Consider the following 17,533-nt stretch of genomic DNA (forward strand, 5'->3'; position numbering starts at 1 on the left):
TTATTACATTTACATCAATATTGACAATCAATCTAATATCAACTAATACAATCAATAATAGCACATGGGATTTTTTGATTTCTTGACAGAAGAAATAGCCATTGACTTAGGAACCGCAAACACCTTAATTATTCACAACGACAAAGTTGTTGTTGATAGTCCATCAATAGTTGCAAGAGACCGTATTTCTGGAAAAATAATTGCTGTTGGCCAAGAAGCCAATATGATGCAAGGAAAAACACACGAAAACATAAAAACAATACGCCCATTAAAAGATGGCGTAATTGCTGATTTTGATGCATCAGAGCAAATGATCAGTTTGTTTATCAAAAATATTCCTGCATTAAAAAAGAAACTTTTTACACCAGCTTTGCGTATGGTGGTATGTATCCCATCAGGCATAACAGAAGTAGAAATGCGCGCGGTAAAAGAATCGTGTGAGCGGGTTAATGGTAAAGAAGTCTATTTGATCCATGAGCCAATGGCCGCTGCAATAGGTATTGGTATAGACATTATGCAGCCTAAAGGAAATATGATTGTGGACATAGGTGGTGGTACTACAGAAATTGCAGTAATTGCATTGGGTGGTATTGTTTGTGATAAATCGGTTAAGGTTGCCGGCGATGTTTTTACAAATGACATCGTATATTATATGCGTACCCAACATAACTTATATGTGGGTGAGCGTACCGCTGAAAAAATTAAAATTCAAATTGGTGCTGCTACTGAAGATTTAGAATTACCACCAGAAGAAATGAGCGTTCAAGGACGTGATTTACTGACTGGTAAACCTAAGCAAGTTCAAATTTCGTATCGCGAAATTGCGAAGGCACTTGATAAATCCATTTTGCGTATTGAAGATTCAGTAATGGAAACCTTATCTCAAACCCCACCTGAATTGGCCGCAGACATTTACAATACAGGTATTTATTTAGCTGGTGGAGGATCTATGCTGAGAGGCTTGGATAAACGTTTATCCCAGAAAACCGATTTGCCAGTATATATAGCTGAAGATCCTTTAAGAGCTGTGGTTAGAGGTACAGGAATTGTATTGAAAAATCTTCCAAAATTCAAAAGCATATTGATTAAATAGTAAGCCCAGATGCAACAAATCATAAACTTTGTACTTCGGAACAAAACCTTCCTAGTGTTTTTGTTGCTTTTTGGTCTGTCGTTATTTTTTACCATTCAGTCCCATTCTTATCATAAAAGTAAGTTTATCAACTCGTCCAATATGGTTACAGGAGGGGTGTATCAAGTTGCTAATGGCATTGGTCAATATTTTAATTTAGCCGATGAAAATAAGGCATTATTGGAAGAAAACCGGATGTTGAAAACCATAGTATATAATTTAGATCTTGACACGACCCGTCTTGAACTAGAAAATTTTAAGCTCAACCCGAGCTATAAGTTCAGGACTGCTCAAGTTTATAAAAATAGTTACTCTCAAACCACCAATTATCTTACTATAAATAAAGGAAAAAAAGACAGTATAAAGGTCGATTTTGGCGTTGTTACCTCAAAAGGAATTGTGGGCATCGTAGAGAATACCTCACAGAACTTTTCATCAGTGCTATCTATTTTAAACACACGTAGCCGCATCAACGCACAACTTAAAAAAACCAACCACATTGGGTCCTTGGTTTGGAACACAGAATCAGCTGAATTTGCGCAATTGATTGATATATCCAAATTTGCACCACTCAACATTGGAGATACTATCATTACTGGTGGCCAGTCTACTATTTTCCCAAAAGGAGTATTAATTGGCACGGTAAACTCCTTTAAGATTGACAATGGAGGTGATAGTTACGTGGTTAACGTTAAGCTTTTTAATGACATGACCAATATTGGCCATGTCTATGTGATTGAGAATTTGCAAGCTGCCGAAATTAAATCGCTACAAAAACCGAAGAATGACTAAGGTAATATTAAATATGTCCGTTAGGTTTGTGGTTTTGATTTTAATACAGGTTTTGATCTTCAATCACATTAATTTTATGGGGTATATCAATCCCTATATCTACATTCTATTTATCATTTTATTTCCAGCAAATAACAATCGTACGTTATTCGTGTTTTTAGGATTCCTACTTGGACTTTGTGTGGATATATTTTCTGATTCTGGTGGTGTACATGCTGCAGCCTGTGTAACTATAGCGTATATAAGACCTGTCTTTTTAAAATTCTCATTTGGAACGGTGTATGATTATCAGTCAATCAAATTCAACCAAATTGATTTTGGAAGTAAGCTAACCTATTTTTCTGCGTTGATTTTTATCCATCATTTCATTATGTTTTCCTTAGAAATCTTTAACATTTCTAAAATACTTTTAATACTTCAAAAAACGTTATTCTCAGGGATTTTCACTATACTCCTATGTTTGATAATCACAATACTTTTTAGTCAAAAACGTAAATGAGAAAATTATTACTCCTTACTGTTATTGTTGTTGTAGGTTTTATTTTTATTGCACGCTTATTTTATCTTCAGGTTTATAATGAAGATCCGTATAGCTTGTATGAAGATAATGCCATACGAAAGGTATACGACTACCCAAAACGCGGTTATATATATGACCGTCATGGCAAATTACTGGTCGCCAATCAACCATCATATGATGTGATGTTTATTCCGCGGGAAGTAAAACCTTTAGATACTCTAGAATTCTGTAACCTTTTAAAAATTACGAAGGACGATTTTATAAAATTTTATGAGAAAGCATATCGCTATTCGCCCCGTTTGCCTTCAGTATTTATTCCACAACTCTCTAGAATGGAATATGCGGTTTTACAGGAGAAAATTAGAAAATATGAAGGGTTTTATATTCAAAAACGATCCTTAAGGGATTACCAGACTACTATTGGCGCAAATGTTTTAGGTGATATTGGAGAAGTAAACAATTATATTATTGAAAACGATCCCTATTATAAAAGCGGCGATTTGATTGGAAAACAAGGTGTCGAATTATCTTATGAAGAAGTGCTTCGAGGGGTAAAAGGTATAAAATTTATTCAGAAGGACCGCTTTAATAGAGATATAGGGCCGTACAAAGAAGGCATTTATGATACGCTGCCCCAAGCTGGTAAGGACATTAGCATTACCATTGACTCTGAACTTCAAGAATATGGCGAGCTCTTAATGCGTCATAAGCACGGAGGTATTATTGCAATAGAACCGAGCTCTGGCGAAATTATTTCTATGGTTACAGCGCCGTCCTACAATCCTAACCTATTGGTGGGACGACAACGTTCGAGAAATTTTTCTAAACTGTATACGGATACGATTGCAAAACCACTATTTGATAGAAGTTTAAAAGCCCAATATCCACCAGGGTCGCCTTTTAAAGTATTAAGTGCGTTGATCGGACTTCAGGAAAACGTGGTGACTCCACAGGATCAATTTTCCTGTAGACATGGGTATTATTTAGGTAACAGACGTTTAACTGGCTGTCATAGTCACGTTAGCCCTTTAGCAATGAACCAGGGTATTGCACAATCCTGCAATGCTTATTTTGTAAATGTTTATAGACGTATTATTGATAAGTATGACAAACCATCGGAAGGCATGGATGTGTGGAGCAACCACGTGAAAAGTTTTGGTCTTGGAGATTATTTAGGCTATGACCTTAAAATTGGAAACAAAGGACGTATTCCTGATGCCGATTTTTATGACAAATGGTATGGCAAAAATCGCTGGTCCTCAACATATAACATTTCCAACTCCATTGGGCAGGGTGAAGTTGAAACTACCCCGATTCAATTGGCAAACATGGTAGCAGCCATTGCTAATCGTGGCTATTATTATACCCCTCATATTATCAAAAGTATTGAAGGGGAATCTATAGACGAGAAATTTACGACACGTAATTATACCACTATTGACAAAGAGCATTTTGAGCCCGTAGTACAAGGCATGTTTGATGTTTATAATACCGGAACCGCATACAGCCTTCAGGTTCCTGGAATTGAAATTTGCGGTAAAACAGGAACAGCTGAAAACTTTATGAAGATAGACGGCAAACGTACACAACTTACAGATCATTCAATATTTGTGGCTTTTGCACCTAAAGACAATCCAAAAATTGCAATTGCTGTTTTTGTGGAAAACGGGTATTGGGGAAGCCGATTTGCAGGACGAATTGCAAGTTTAATGATTGAAAAATACATTAAAGGAGAGGTTACCATGACTTCTATGGAAAATTGGATTTTAACCCATAGCTTAGAAAATGAGTATGCAAAACCGTATTCAGGCAAAGAATTTGGAATCAATAGACAGTCCTCCTTACAAGTTATAGATAAAATAACTAAGGATACTGTGGTAAACCCTAGTAGCACAAGAACATCGTCATTTAACCAGTAACTAATGCAAAGAGAATATAAACTATTAAATTTTGATTGGCTTACAATCATTATATTCATGCTTCTTGTATTCTTTGGTTGGCTAAATATCATGTCGGCTTCACATGTTGGAGATATCGAAAATTATTTCGATATGAGTCAACCCTACGGAAAGCAATCTATTTTTATCTTATTCACAATAGTTCTTATTATCCTAATTCTAGCTTTAGACGCAAAATTTTATGAACGTTTTGCGAGTATTATTTACGCCCTGTCAATCCTCTCATTAATAGGACTTTTTATATTTGGAAAGAACGTTAATGGCGCTACAGCTTGGTATGGGATAGGCGGTATGACCCTTCAGCCTAGTGAGTTTGCAAAATTTGCGACCTCATTGGCGGTTGCAAAATACATGAGTGATCTACAAACCAATATGAAAACGTTTAAAGATCAGGCCAAAACCATGGCGCTTATAATATTACCAGCTATTCTTATTCTATTACAAAATGATGCAGGGAGTACAGTTGTCTATGCCGCCTTCTTTTTTGTGTTTTATCGAGAAGGATTGCAACAAATATATCTTGTCATTGCCGTGTTTTTAATAGGATTATCGGTTTTAGCTCTTAAATTTAATGTAGTTATTGCAAGTTCAGTAGCCGCACTGGTGATTTTCGGCTATCATTTTTTCGGCCAGAGAAAACGTCCACAGCTCATTCAACCAATTGCTGCAGTAATATTATGTGTGGCCGTATCATTTGGTGTAAAGTATTTTTATAATTCCATACTCCAACCACATCAAAAAGATAGAATTAGTTTATGGTTACGATTGGAAAAAGACCCGGTAAAGCTTCTAGAAATGAAACAAACCATACTTTACAACCTCAACGAGTCTGAAAAAGCCATCAGTTCTGGAGGATTGACAGGAAAGGGGTTTTTACAAGGCACACGAACTACCGGAAAATTTGTACCAGAACAACATACTGATTATATTTTCAGTACAGTTGGAGAGGAATGGGGCTTCTTGGGGAGCGCGCTAGTGGTCATTTTATTTGTAGGGCTCCTGTTACGTATATTATACTTAGCCGAGTTACAGAAATCGACCTTTAGCCGGGTATACGGCTATTGTGTAGCCTCCATTTTATTTATCCATTTTTTGATCAATGTTGGGATGGTAATGGGATTAATCCCGACTATCGGGATTCCGCTGCCCTTTTTCAGTTATGGCGGATCTGGGCTTTGGGCCTACACCATCCTTCTCTTTATATTTATTAAGCTCGATTCCAACCGGATCAACGAGTGGTAACATTCTGGTGTTTTTAGAAAGTTTAGGTTATAATGTGACCCCTTATTATGCAGTACCGCACAACATAAGAAAACCTGTCTAGGTCAGACAGGTTTTCTAAGTTACAGAATAACAAGTTCCACTAATTTAAACTCGACAAACTTGATTTAATGGTTTCAATTTTAGCTAATGCATCAGCTTCTTTATTGCGTTCATTTTGCAATACCTGGGCTGGTGCATTGTTTACAAAACGCTCATTAGCCAACTTTTTTTGGACTGATTTTAAGAAGCCTTCCGTATAATTCAATTCATCGTTTAATTTTTTAATCTCCTCTTCAACATTAATAGCTCCTGAAATTGGGATAAAATATTCATTTGATTGAACCCTGAAACTCAATGCACCATCCACGGTCTCATTAACTGACGCCATTTGGGAAATGTTTCCCATTTTTTGTATCACTACATTATAATGCTCAGACAACTTCTCGTTATTAATAAATGATAATTCAATACTATCCTTAAACGAAATATTCTTATCTTTTCTTATTGTTCTAATGCCAGAAACAACTTCTTTGACCACTTCAAAATCGGAGATCAATTGTTTATCAAATGTTTTAATTGTTGGATATGTTGCAACAATCAAAGCATCTTCTGGAGTTCTATCCGCTATAAAATGCCAAATTTCTTCAGTTAAGAAAGGCATAAAAGGATGCAATAGCTTTAAATTGGCCTCAAAAAGATCTATGACACTTTTAAATGTTACTGAATCTATAGGCTGTTGGTATTCGGGTTTGATCATCTCTAACAACCAAGAACAGAAATCATCCCATATTAATTTATAAATGCCCATAAGTGCATCGGACAGCCTGTATTTGCTATAATGATCTTCAATTTCAACCAAGGCCTGTTGGAATCTGGATTGATACCAATCTACCGCAATTTTAGACGCTTTTGGCTGTTCTATTTCTGCAACCTCCCACCCTTTAACGAGCCTGAATGCATTCCATATTTTATTCGCAAAGCCTTTTCCCTGATTACATAAATCTTCATCAAACATTAAATCATTACCGGCGGCAGAACTCAACAGTAATCCTACGCGCACGCCATCAGCACCATAATCTTCAATCAATTTTATTGCATCAGGAGAATTCCCTAGGGATTTACTCATTTTACGACGTTGTTTATCACGTACCAATCCGGTGAGGTAAACGTTTTCAAATGGTTTTTCATCCCTAAACTCATAACCTGCAATTACCATTCGAGCCACCCAGAAAAAGAGAATATCCGGTCCGGTTACTAAATCATTCGTTGGGTAATAATATTCAATTTCAGGATTGTCAGGATTTCGAATGCCATCAAATACACTTATTGGCCACAACCAGGAAGAAAACCAGGTGTCTAGTGCATCTTTATCTTGAGTTAAATCAGCTGTGGTAAGCTTGGGATTTTTCGATTTTTCCTGCGCCAACAATACAGCGTCTTCCAGACACTCAGCTACCACAAAGTCCTCTTTCCCATCGCCATAGAAATAGGCGGGTATTTGTTGTCCCCACAATAATTGACGTGAAATATTCCAATCGCGAATGTTCTCCATCCAATGACGGTAAGTATTGTTAAATCGTTTTGGGAATAACTTCACTTCTTCATCTTCCAAAACTGCTTTAATAGCCGGTTTTGCAAGATCTTCCATTTTCAAAAACCACTGATCAGATAGTCGCGGCTCTATAACCGCCTTAGTACGCTCACTTGTTCCAACTTTATGTGTAATATCTTCAGTTTTTGAAAGAATACCTAAATCTTTCAACTCCTGGGTCACATCTTTTCGCGCTACAACCCTATCTTTACCCTGATGATGTAAACCAAAACTATTTAACGTAGCATCATCATTTAAGATATCTACTACTTCTAAACCGTGCCGGTCTCCAATCTCTTTATCGTTGACGTCATGTGCAGGCGTGATTTTTAAACAGCCTGTACCAAATTCCATATCCACATAATCATCTGCAATTATGGGTACAATTCTATTGCAAATTGGCACAATCACGTTTTTGCCAATGAGATGTTGAAAACGTTCATCATTAGGATTCACGCACACCGCAGTATCGCCCAATATAGTTTCAGGACGAGTGGTCGCAATGGTTATAAAATCGTCCTGATTTTCAATACGGTAATTTACATAGTACAATTTGTCAGTACGTTCAATATGGATTACCTCTTCATCTGACAACGTAGTTTTAGCTTCAGGATCCCAATTAACCATGCGATAGCCACGATAAATCAACCCTTTGTTGTACAAATCGACAAAAACTTTAATGACCGATTCACTCATAGCGTCATCCATTGTGAACTTTGTACGGTCCCAATCGCAAGAACAACCCAATTTTTTTAATTGCTCGAGAATAACCCCACCATACTCATGAGTCCAATCCCACGCGTGACTTAAAAACTCTTCACGGGATAATTTATTTTTATCAATCCCTTGTTCCTTTAATTTGGCTACAACCTTAGCTTCTGTTGCTATGGACGCGTGATCTGTACCAGGTACCCAACAGGCATTCTTACCCTGTAAACGCGCTCTACGGATAAGTACGTCCTGAATGGTATTGTTAAGCATATGCCCCATATGCAGTACGCCCGTAACATTTGGAGGAGGGATCACAATAGTATAAGGTTCACGCTCGTCTGGTACGGACTTAAAATACTGATGCTCCATCCAATAGGAATACCATTTATCTTCTACGCTAGAGGCGCTGTATTTTGTTGGGATTGTCATACTTTGGTACTGTTTTTGTATATCTATATAATAACAGGCAAAGTTACTTATATTTCTGTTTTCGTGAAATTATAGAAACATTTATTAAGACGAAATTTGACGTCTAATTAAGACAGATATATGTCGTACGTCTAATTTATTTTGCGAAACGATTTAAAGTAAGTAATTTTGACACTATCAATTTAAATATAAAATGATGAAAAATTTATTTGCAATTTTATTTGTAGGAATGCTAAGTGTTTCTGCCTTTGCACAAACCAAAGTAGCAAAAATCGAGTTCAAAACTGATGTAATTGATTACGGTACTATAGAAAAAGGTGCTGACGGTGTGCGTGTTTTTGAATTTACCAATACAGGTAATGCGCCTTTAATTATATCTAGGGTGACGTCTACTTGTGGATGTACAATACCTAAAAAACCGGAAGCTCCAATTCTTCCAGGTGATACCGGTGAGATTCAAGTGAAGTACAATACACAACTTGTAAATCCGATAAGAAAAACTATTACGGTTATCTCTAATGCCGAGACTCCAACTGTAGCTCTCAAAATAAAAGGTGAGGTAATTGATCCTAACAAAACAAGTTTGTTAGACAAAAAAGATAAAAGTGTAATGCAACAGTAATTGGTTCATTACAACACACTATAAAAGCCCTTATGATAAGGGCTTTTTTTACAATAAACTCACCAATTTAAAGCGAAAGGTCATTATAACCCCATTCCTATCAACTACAAGTTTGATGAATTTCCCTTCACTGCCCCTGAAAAATGCGTTAACTTCCTGTAATTTCATAGAATGCACCTCCCGTCTATTTACGGAAATAATCACATCCCCTATCATTAAACCCGCATTTTCTGCAGGAGAGTTTGGTCTTAACTCTGCAATTTTGAAAGCTGGTTTTAATTGGTATTTGTACGTTTCAACTACCATTATACCAACCGTTTCATCTGCTTTTATCTTGCCGCTATTCTGACGCTCCTTTATTATCCTGCTGCCGGCTTGCTCTAAAACAATTCCACTTTTATCATATGAAAAGGACGATTTGAAATGTTTGTTCTTTTTAAAAGTGACTTTGGTATTGCCATAATCCATAATAATATTGAAACGCTTTAATAGTTCGCCCGACATACTCCCGCTGCGTTCTTTAAATTTTCTCGCAAAACTGACGGCTGCGGAATCTGGATAAGCTACGTTTAAATTATTAAGATGAAAACTGTTAATGGAAAATTGATCTAATTTAGAACGTTTGCCATACACACTACCACTTAACCCCTTGCCCAAATAGTCCATAAAATATTTATCCTTATCGGGCACCAATCCCAACGAATCATTTTCAAAAAGCCATAAGGCATCACTACCCCCTGAATCCATCAAAAGTTTTACAGGAACTACATTTCCATTAGTAGTTACGGAGGCATCAATATAGGGTTTGTTATTCACTAAGGTAAGTGCAATAGTTTCACATTTACTACATTTTTTATAAGTATATGTTTTAGGATTGTTCAACCTAATATACTTAGCACTATAGTTGATCTCCACAATAAAATCTTTGAAAATATCATACCCAATAATCCCATGCACTTGCACCCCTAGCCTGGACGTAAAATTGATAGACTCATCTGTAATAATATAAACATCCTGATTCACGTTAATGGCGTCTCCTATTTTAAACAGGTTCTTTTCTGATTTTAACGCCACAACGTAATCCCCATCACCCAAGCCTCGCAAATAAATTGTTTCAAGGTTCTTTAGTTTTAGCGAATCGGCTGAATCAATTATATTGAACAATATGGGTTTACTCACCCCTGTATCTAGTAGAAAAGAAAGGGTTACACCATTGATTTCTACAGGAATTATAATGAGATTATCTATTAACTGGAAGTGAATTTTAGTCCGTTCTGATCGGGACAGGATAAAACTACTTTGCGAGAAGGCGATATCGCAAAAAAACAGAAAAACTGTCGCTATTAAGAGTCTTTTAAGCATATATAAATGGCAGCGTTCTACCAATTTACAATTCTTTAACTTTAGTTTCCATTTTTACATGGATAATTTCAAAAATCTTTGAGATTATTTTCAGAACTTTACCCCTTAAATTTGATTCACATGCCAAAAATTTCACAAAAAGGGCAATTGATGCCTTCATCTCCTATTAGAAAGTTAGTACCCTACGCTGAACAAGCTTATAAAGAAGGAAAAACGGTTTATCATTTAAATATAGGACAACCTGATATTAAAACCCCAGATGTTGCGCTAGATGCTGTAAAAGTGCATTCTTTAGATATTTTGGCATACACACGGTCAGAAGGTTCTGAAGAATACCGAAAAAAAATTGCACAGTATTATGCAAAAAATGATATTAATGTAAGCCATAAAGATATTATAGTAACTACTGGCGGTAGTGAAGCCTTGTTATTTGCTTTTGGAAGTGTCATGGATTCTGGCGATGAGATCATCATACCAGAACCTTTTTATGCTAACTATAATGGCTTTACGACAGCTTCAGACATTACTGTAGTACCTGTAATATCTAAAATTGAGAATAATTTTGCCTTACCTCCAATAGAAAAATTTGAACAGCTCATTACAGAAAAAACGAAAGCTATTTTAATTTGTAACCCTGGTAATCCAACAGGATATCTTTACTCAAGAGAGGAAATTAAGCAATTGGCTACGCTTGTAAAAAAACATGATCTTTTCCTAATAGCTGATGAAGTTTACAGAGAATTTGTGTATGATGGAAATGAATTCTATTCTATTATGCAGGAGGAAGGTTTAGAAGACCACGCCATTATGATTGATTCAGTTTCAAAGCGCTATAGTATGTGTGGTGCTAGAATTGGTTATTTCGTCTCTCGTAATAACGCAGTCATACAAACGGCATTAAAATTTGCACAAGCACGATTGAGCCCTCCAACTCTGGCACAGATTGCTAGTGAGGCCGCCTTAAATACGCCGCAAAGCTATTTTGATGATGTTATTGTAGAATATGTCAAAAGAAGGAACACCCTTATTAGGGAATTAAAGAAAATTGACGGTCTCAAAATTGCAGAACCAAAAGGTGCCTTTTATTGTATTGTGGAATTGCCTATAAAAAGCGCCGATCATTTTGCACAATGGTTATTAGAAAGCTATGCGTACGAAAAGGAAACGGTTATGGTGGCTCCGGCTGCAGGTTTTTATTCAACTCCAGAAGTTGGACTCAACCAAATTAGAATTGCTTATGTGCTTAACGAAGAAAGTTTGATTAAAGCGGTTCATATTTTAAAAGAAGCTCTAAAAGTATACCCAAACAGCTAGTGACCATACAAAAAGACATATCGCTTAAACCCTATAATACGTTTGGTTTGGATGCTCGAGCATCGTATTTTACAAAAGTCGAATGTATCCAAGACCTCATAAAAGCACTTAGCTTAGAGGCGTATCCTAACAAATTCATCCTTGGTGGCGGCAGTAATATGCTGCTCACGAAAGATTTGGATTGTTTAGTAATTCAGGTGGCCTTAAAAGGCATTGAAATAATTGAACATCAGAAAGATCATGTGTTGGTTAAAGCCAGTGCAGGAGAAAATTGGCATGAATTCGTAGTGTGGTGTTTGGCACATAATTTTGGTGGCATTGAGAATCTATCCTTAATTCCAGGTAATGTAGGTACTGCTCCCATACAGAATATTGGAGCCTATGGCGTGGAAATTAAAGATTCACTCGTCTCTTGTGAGGCTTTAAACATAAAGACAAAAACAATTGAAACCTTTACGAATGCACAATGTCAATTTGATTATCGCGAATCTGTATTTAAACAAGACCAGAAAAATAATTATGTCATTGTAAGCGCCACATTTAAATTAACGACCAACAACCATCAATTGCATATAGATTATGGTGCCATTACCTCAGAATTAGAAGCTATGGAAGTGAAAACACCTACTATTCATGATATTTCAAAGGCAGTGATTGGCATTCGTGAAAGCAAGCTACCAAACCCAAAAGAAATAGGTAACAGTGGTAGTTTTTTTAAAAACCCAATCATCACTAAAAGTCATTTCGAAAAACTCAAAATCAATTTTCCAGACATCCCAAGTTATAGTATATCTGCAAACCAAGTTAAGGTTCCGGCAGGTTGGTTAATTGAAAAATCAGGCTTTAAAGGCAAAACTTTTGGGAACTATGGCGTTCATAAAAAACAAGCCTTGGTTTTGGTTAATTATGGGAACGCTAAAGGCGAAGACATTTATGCATTGGCTAAACTCATACAAAAAACAATTCTGCAAATTTTCGGGATCACCATAGAGACAGAAGTCAATATCATATAAAAAAAGGCTTCAACCATTAAAGTTGAAGCCTTTAGATAATCTCTGTAGTGTAAATTGAAAAAGCTATTAATCAAATTCCTTATTAAGAAGAAAATTAAACCCTACAGATATAAAAACTATATTATAATTATAAAGCAGTTTATTTGTAATTTTACCACCATATAGTTGATATACGATCAAAACGCGTATTTAGACTTTATTAACCTCACATTGAATTAAATTTTAACTTTTGAGCTATTCATTAGAAGAACATATTGTAGAGCTTCTTGAAAAAGGAGACAAGGCTGCGCTTAATTTACTTTATGAAAATTATTCCGATAGCCTATATGGTGTTATATTAAAGATTACAAACAATGAAGAAATTGCTCAAGATGCTCTGCAAGAGAGCTTTATAAAGATTTGGAAAAATTCAAAAAAATATGATTCAAAAAAGGCTCGACTATTTACTTGGCTTTATAGAATTGCGCGAAATACTGCAATTGATAAATTAAGAAGTTTTAATAATCGTTTCGAAAAAGAAGTCCAAATTGACAAATCCAACGTATATATTTTACCAACTGCAAGTTTAAATCAGGATGTCATTGATTTAAAGGACCATGTAACTAAACTGGATGAAAAATACCAAGTTGTTCTTAATGCCTTGTTTTTCGAGGGCATGACGCAACAAGAGGCTAGTGATGAACTAGACATTCCGCTAGGCACAATTAAGTCGAGGTTGAAAATTGGTTTAAGAGATTTACGAAAACTTTTTGACCATTAAAAAGTTAGAAATAATGGAAAAAAAATTACAACATTTTATGGAATCGGGCCTTTTAGATAGCTATATCTTGGGGACCACAACTTTAGATGAAAATTTAGAAGTTGAAAGCTATATTGCTGAATTTCCGGAGGTGGCGTCAGAATATGAACGGCTTCAAGAGAATCTCGAAATTTTAGCTAAAGCAAGTACTGTAGAAGCCCCTAAGTACATATTGAATGATGTGCTTAAGGAGATTTCTAAGGAAACACCAGTGGTACAAATGACTCCCGTAGCACAAAGACGTACGCCGTGGTATAGCATTGCAGCTAGCATAATCGCGTTTGTATTTGCTAGCACAGCGTTTTTCCTGTATGAAAAAAATATATCCTTAAGCCATGAAAACCAAGTGGTAGTTGATGAAATTTTTGACCTGAGAAGTGATATTGAAGAAAATAACAATAAGTTAGAAAATGTGATGCTTCAATTTATGAAGTTGAACAATCCTGAAACTGAGAAATATGTATTAAGAGGAAACTCTAGAGCAAAAAATTTAAAAACGGTAGCCTATATTAATGCTGTTGATAAAACATCAATGATTGATGTGGTGTCGCTTCCTAAATTACCTGAAGACCAATCTTATCAAATTTGGGCTGAACTTCAGGACAGAATGGTAAATCTAGGCATCTTGGATGAATCTGAGCGTAAACTTAAGACCATTCCTTATATGGAAAACGCACTTGGTTTAAGCATTACAATAGAGCCCAAATCCGGAGCACAATTGAGTACTGCCAATGCAGAAAACTCAGTTGCTGAAATTGTCTTAAAGAACAATAAATAAAAATTTTTACCAATAAATTTGAAAACCATCCAAAAGGATGGTTTTTTTGTCTTTATTCCTTTTGATCTCTTGTCGTTATTGTCCATAAAATTATTTAAAAGCATTATCTTTGCATAAATTCTAGTCGCATGAAACTTTTACTCATCACATTAATTCTATTAGGCCTTGGTGTTGCTGGTATAGCCATTAAAATCTGGGCGAAAAAAGACGGAAAATTTGCCGGCACCTGTGCAAGTCAAAACCCTATGCTCAATAAAGAGGGAGAAGCTTGCGGGTTCTGTGGAAAATCTCCAGATCAATTTGACAACTGTAATGAACCTCAACATTCATAAAGGTTAATGGTTATATTACACGTACTGTTCTACATCTTTGCAGCAGTTACCTTTGTCCAATTGTTTTATTACGGTTTTATTTTTTCTAATGTTAAACAGAAAAAACACACCTCTACCCCCTCACAAACCCTTCCAGTTTCAGTTATTGTTTGTGCTAAAAATGAGGCCAAAAATTTAACCCAATTTTTACCCTATATTTTAGATCAAGACTATCCTGAATTTGAGGTAGTGTTAATTAATGATAGCTCCAATGATTCCACTTTGAGGGTCATGGAAAAATTTAAAGCGTCCTACAGCAATATTAAAATTGTTAATGTAAAGAATATTGAAGCCTTTTGGGGTAATAAGAAATATGCATTAACTCTAGGTATTAAAGCCGCTACACATAACCGATTATTATTTACTGACGCAGATTGCCAACCAGTTTCACGGCGTTGGATAAGCGAAATGACTAATCATCTTGACGCGCAACACCAGTTGGTTCTAGGCTATGGAGCCTACGCTAAGGTTAAAAATTCCGTTCTCAACAAACTCATACGTTATGAAACCTTCATGACGGCAGTTCAATATTTCTCCTATGCTAAATTAGGAAATCCATACATGGGTGTTGGCCGAAACATGGCTTATACCAAAGAGTTGTTTTTTGAAGCTAGAGGTTTTATGGATCACATGAACGTAAAATCTGGTGATGATGATTTATTTGTAAATCAAATAGGCAATTCAAAAAACACCACCATGTGTTTATCTAAAGACAGTTTTACCGAATCAATCCCTAAAAAAACTTACGGCGACTGGATTATACAAAAACGAAGGCACGTCTCTACTGCCAAACATTACAAGTTAAAACACAAAGCGGCATTAGGATTGTTCTTTATTTCTCAACTTTTATTTTTTATACTTGGGCTAATTCTAATCAGTACTGCTTTCTATTGGCAAATTGTAGTCGGATTGATCGCGGCAAGGTATTTAGCATTTTTTATCAATTTAACTTTAGTTGCTAAGAAGTTAAATGAAAAAGATTTAATTCCATTATTTCCACTTTTGGAAATCTTTTTAATTGTAACACAATTTTCTATCTTTATAAAAAATCTCGTATCAAGACCAAGTCGTTGGAAATAAAACAAGTCATTGCGAAAGCAAAAAAGAATGACCAGTCTGCCTTTAAGGTATTATTGGATTCCTTTTGGAATGATGTTTATGGTTTTCAGCTGAAACGCACCGAAAACGAAAATGACGCGGAAGACATCACCATCCAAACATTTTCAAAGGCGTTTGATAAGATTGATACCTATAATGATACTTATGAGTTTAAAACTTGGTTAATTACCATCTCAAAAAATATTCATATAGATCTTTTAAGAAAAAGAAAATCATTAATTCAAAATAGTAGCCGACGCAATGAAAACGATGAATTTTATGATATTGTTGATGAATCCCCCTCCCCAGAAGACAAATTAATTACCGAACAAAACCTAGCCAAGTTACTACGCGACATCAAAAAACTAAAACCGCACTATCAGGAAATTATTAATCTGAGATACTTTCAGGAATTGAGCTATAAAGAAATCTCTGAAGAGCTTAATGAACCAATTAATAATGTGAAGGTAAAACTCTTGAGAGCGCGAAAATTATTGGCAGAAGTTATTACTAAAAAATAATGCAACTCAGCTTAAAAAAGATTGGTCCCGGTTTATTATTTGCCGGTGCTGCTATTGGAGTTTCACATTTAGTCCAATCAACAAAAGCAGGTGCCGATTTTGGTTTTGGGCTACTTTGGGCTTTAGTATTGGTACATATATTTAAATATCCATTTTTTCAATTCGGTCCGAGATATGCCCTTGCTACTGGAGAAAGCTTGCTAAGCGGTTATAAAAAATTGGGTAAAGGTGTATTGATTATTTACTTTATCATCACATTTACAACCATGTTCACCATCCAAACGGCAGTCACGATCGTGACTGCCGGAATTGCCAACACCCTATTTGGCGGTTATATTTCAACAGAACTCTGGACAATAATAATTCTTTCAATATGCATATTAATACTTATAAAGGGACAATTTAGGTTGTTAGACAAATTGATGAAGGTGATTGTCATTACTCTAACCCTTAGTACCATCATTGCCGTTATTTTAGCTCTCAACAACAACCATCAAGCACTTTCATTTGCGCAACAACTTCCAAAAAACGCTATCGAAATTGCTTTTTTAATTGCCTTTATGGGATGGATGCCTGCACCCTTAGACGTCTCTGTATGGCAATCTCTTTGGGCACTTGAAAAGCAAAAAGCAACTAAAGAATACGACGTAAAAACTTCTCTGTTCGATTTTAATGTGGGCTATTTTGCTGCAATCGTTATCGGTATTGGCTTTATGGCTCTAGGTAGCTTTGTTATGTATCAAAGTGGTGAAACCTTTAGTGTAAAGGCTGGAGAATTTTCCAATCAATTAATTTCAATGTACACCAAAAGCTTGGGTAATTGGACATATCTCGTTATTGGTGTTGCGGCGTTTACCACCATGTTCAGTACAACTTTAACTACTTTAGACGCTTCGCCACGAACTATGGTTAAAACATCAGAATTGCTTTTTGGCACGCTTTCTAGATACACCTATTTATTTTGGATAGTACTATTAATTGCGGGCACCATTGCAATCTTTTTCTTTTTAGGTTCAGAAATGGGGTTATTGGTTAAAATTGCTACCATCATTTCATTTTTAACCGCGCCGTTTTATGCTGTCATCAATTATAGACTTCTTTGTAGCAGGCATACACCTGTGGCATGGCGCCCCACGCTACAAATGCACATTTTATGTTGGATGGGAATACTTTTTTTAATCGGATTTAGCATCTGGTATCTCACCATACTATAACCTTTATTTCCGATTATACTTTGTATCTTTGTCCTTGAAAATTTT

Annotated in this window: 15 protein-coding genes; 13 read left to right on the top strand and 2 right to left on the bottom strand. The window is 35.8% G+C overall.

The annotated features are described in order from the left end of the window. Nucleotides 1–64 precede the first annotated feature (64 nt). The 4 genes from BXY82_RS00900 to rodA all read left to right on the top strand — a co-directional run bounded on the left by BXY82_RS00900 (nucleotide 65) and on the right by rodA (nucleotide 5,644). Nucleotides 65–1,093 carry a rod shape-determining protein gene (locus tag BXY82_RS00900; RefSeq protein WP_133756303.1) on the top strand — a complete coding sequence of 343 codons (1,029 nt, stop codon included), beginning with the start codon at nucleotides 65–67 and terminating at the stop codon, nucleotides 1,091–1,093. 9 nt (nucleotides 1,094–1,102) lie between these two features. After that, on the top strand, nucleotides 1,103–1,924 hold the full coding sequence (mreC, locus tag BXY82_RS00905; RefSeq protein WP_133756304.1) for a rod shape-determining protein MreC: 822 nt from the start codon (nucleotides 1,103–1,105) through the stop codon (nucleotides 1,922–1,924). Between the two features lie 495 nt (nucleotides 1,925–2,419). Beyond that, nucleotides 2,420–4,363, top strand: a complete 1,944-nt coding sequence (gene mrdA / locus BXY82_RS00915; protein WP_133756306.1) for a penicillin-binding protein 2 — start codon at nucleotides 2,420–2,422, stop codon at nucleotides 4,361–4,363. 57 nt (nucleotides 4,364–4,420) lie between these two features. Further along, a complete protein-coding gene (gene rodA / locus BXY82_RS00920) occupies nucleotides 4,421–5,644 on the top strand; it encodes a rod shape-determining protein RodA (RefSeq protein ID WP_243835645.1) in 1,224 nt (407 codons plus the stop codon). Between the two features lie 121 nt (nucleotides 5,645–5,765). On the opposite strand, the gene BXY82_RS00925 is transcribed toward rodA, so the two are convergent. Then, entirely contained in the window at nucleotides 5,766–8,396 is a 2,631-nt protein-coding gene (locus BXY82_RS00925; RefSeq protein WP_133756308.1) for a valine--tRNA ligase, read from the bottom strand. Nucleotides 8,397–8,592: 196 nt separating this feature from the next. Between BXY82_RS00925 and BXY82_RS00930 the strand changes: the two genes are divergently transcribed. Beyond that, on the top strand, nucleotides 8,593–9,018 hold the full coding sequence (locus tag BXY82_RS00930; RefSeq protein ID WP_133757381.1) for a DUF1573 domain-containing protein: 426 nt from the start codon (nucleotides 8,593–8,595) through the stop codon (nucleotides 9,016–9,018). 48 nt (nucleotides 9,019–9,066) lie between these two features. Here the strand turns inward: BXY82_RS00930 and BXY82_RS00935 are convergent, their stop codons facing one another. Then, nucleotides 9,067–10,380 carry an aspartyl protease family protein gene (locus BXY82_RS00935; protein ID WP_133756309.1) on the bottom strand — a complete coding sequence of 438 codons (1,314 nt, stop codon included), beginning with the start codon at nucleotides 10,378–10,380 and terminating at the stop codon, nucleotides 9,067–9,069. Between the two features lie 120 nt (nucleotides 10,381–10,500). On the opposite strand from BXY82_RS00935, the gene BXY82_RS00940 reads away from it, so the two are divergent. The 8 genes from BXY82_RS00940 (at nucleotide 10,501) to BXY82_RS00975 (ending at nucleotide 17,488) form a co-directional block, all read left to right on the top strand. Then, the gene (locus tag BXY82_RS00940) at nucleotides 10,501–11,694 is read left to right on the top strand and encodes a pyridoxal phosphate-dependent aminotransferase (protein WP_133756310.1); all 1,194 of its coding nucleotides are present in this window, start codon (nucleotides 10,501–10,503) and stop codon (nucleotides 11,692–11,694) included. Continuing rightward, on the top strand, nucleotides 11,694–12,707 hold the full coding sequence (gene murB / locus BXY82_RS00945; protein WP_133756311.1) for a UDP-N-acetylmuramate dehydrogenase: 1,014 nt from the start codon (nucleotides 11,694–11,696) through the stop codon (nucleotides 12,705–12,707). The genes BXY82_RS00940 and murB overlap by 1 nt, the downstream gene beginning before the upstream one ends. Before the next feature lie 229 nt (nucleotides 12,708–12,936). Continuing rightward, nucleotides 12,937–13,467, top strand: coding sequence for an RNA polymerase sigma factor (locus BXY82_RS00950; RefSeq protein WP_133756312.1), 531 nt, complete (start codon nucleotides 12,937–12,939; stop codon nucleotides 13,465–13,467). 13 nt (nucleotides 13,468–13,480) lie between these two features. Next, a complete protein-coding gene (locus BXY82_RS00955; RefSeq protein WP_133756313.1) occupies nucleotides 13,481–14,284 on the top strand; it encodes an anti-sigma factor in 804 nt (267 codons plus the stop codon). 128 nt (nucleotides 14,285–14,412) lie between these two features. Further along, complete coding sequence (locus tag BXY82_RS00960) at nucleotides 14,413–14,616, top strand: membrane or secreted protein (protein WP_133756314.1); 204 nt, start codon at nucleotides 14,413–14,415, stop codon at nucleotides 14,614–14,616. A 6-nt stretch (nucleotides 14,617–14,622) separates the two neighbouring features. Beyond that, nucleotides 14,623–15,735: a glycosyltransferase gene (locus BXY82_RS00965; RefSeq protein WP_208293678.1), complete on the top strand. Its 1,113-nt coding sequence runs from the start codon at nucleotides 14,623–14,625 to the stop codon at nucleotides 15,733–15,735. Further along, nucleotides 15,726–16,274: an RNA polymerase sigma factor gene (locus BXY82_RS00970; protein ID WP_133756315.1), complete on the top strand. Its 549-nt coding sequence runs from the start codon at nucleotides 15,726–15,728 to the stop codon at nucleotides 16,272–16,274. Before BXY82_RS00965 ends, BXY82_RS00970 begins: the two co-directional genes overlap by 10 nt. Next, entirely contained in the window at nucleotides 16,274–17,488 is a 1,215-nt protein-coding gene (locus BXY82_RS00975; RefSeq protein ID WP_208293679.1) for an NRAMP family divalent metal transporter, read from the top strand. Before BXY82_RS00970 ends, BXY82_RS00975 begins: the two co-directional genes overlap by 1 nt. The last annotated feature ends 45 nt before the right edge of the window (nucleotides 17,489–17,533 follow it).

This window comes from Gelidibacter sediminis (assembly GCF_004364975.1).
Classification (GTDB): Bacteria; Bacteroidota; Bacteroidia; order Flavobacteriales; family Flavobacteriaceae; genus Gelidibacter; species Gelidibacter sediminis.

Excerpts from the sequence above, each read along its gene's own strand:
- BXY82_RS00960 (WP_133756314.1), top strand. The coding sequence starts at position 14,413 with ATGAAACTTTTACTCATCACATTAATTCTATTAGGCCTTGGTGTTGCT.
- BXY82_RS00925 (WP_133756308.1), bottom strand. The coding sequence starts at position 8,396 with ATGACAATCCCAACAAAATACAGCGCCTCTAGCGTAGAAGATAAATGG.
- mreC (WP_133756304.1), top strand. The coding sequence starts at position 1,103 with ATGCAACAAATCATAAACTTTGTACTTCGGAACAAAACCTTCCTAGTG.
- BXY82_RS00930 (WP_133757381.1), top strand. The coding sequence starts at position 8,593 with ATGAAAAATTTATTTGCAATTTTATTTGTAGGAATGCTAAGTGTTTCT.
- rodA (WP_243835645.1), top strand. The coding sequence starts at position 4,421 with ATGCTTCTTGTATTCTTTGGTTGGCTAAATATCATGTCGGCTTCACAT.
- BXY82_RS00965 (WP_208293678.1), top strand. The coding sequence starts at position 14,623 with ATGGTTATATTACACGTACTGTTCTACATCTTTGCAGCAGTTACCTTT.
- BXY82_RS00955 (WP_133756313.1), top strand. The coding sequence starts at position 13,481 with ATGGAAAAAAAATTACAACATTTTATGGAATCGGGCCTTTTAGATAGC.
- BXY82_RS00940 (WP_133756310.1), top strand. The coding sequence starts at position 10,501 with ATGCCAAAAATTTCACAAAAAGGGCAATTGATGCCTTCATCTCCTATT.
- BXY82_RS00935 (WP_133756309.1), bottom strand. The coding sequence starts at position 10,380 with ATGCTTAAAAGACTCTTAATAGCGACAGTTTTTCTGTTTTTTTGCGAT.
- BXY82_RS00975 (WP_208293679.1), top strand. The coding sequence starts at position 16,274 with ATGCAACTCAGCTTAAAAAAGATTGGTCCCGGTTTATTATTTGCCGGT.
- BXY82_RS00900 (WP_133756303.1), top strand. The coding sequence starts at position 65 with ATGGGATTTTTTGATTTCTTGACAGAAGAAATAGCCATTGACTTAGGA.
- mrdA (WP_133756306.1), top strand. The coding sequence starts at position 2,420 with ATGAGAAAATTATTACTCCTTACTGTTATTGTTGTTGTAGGTTTTATT.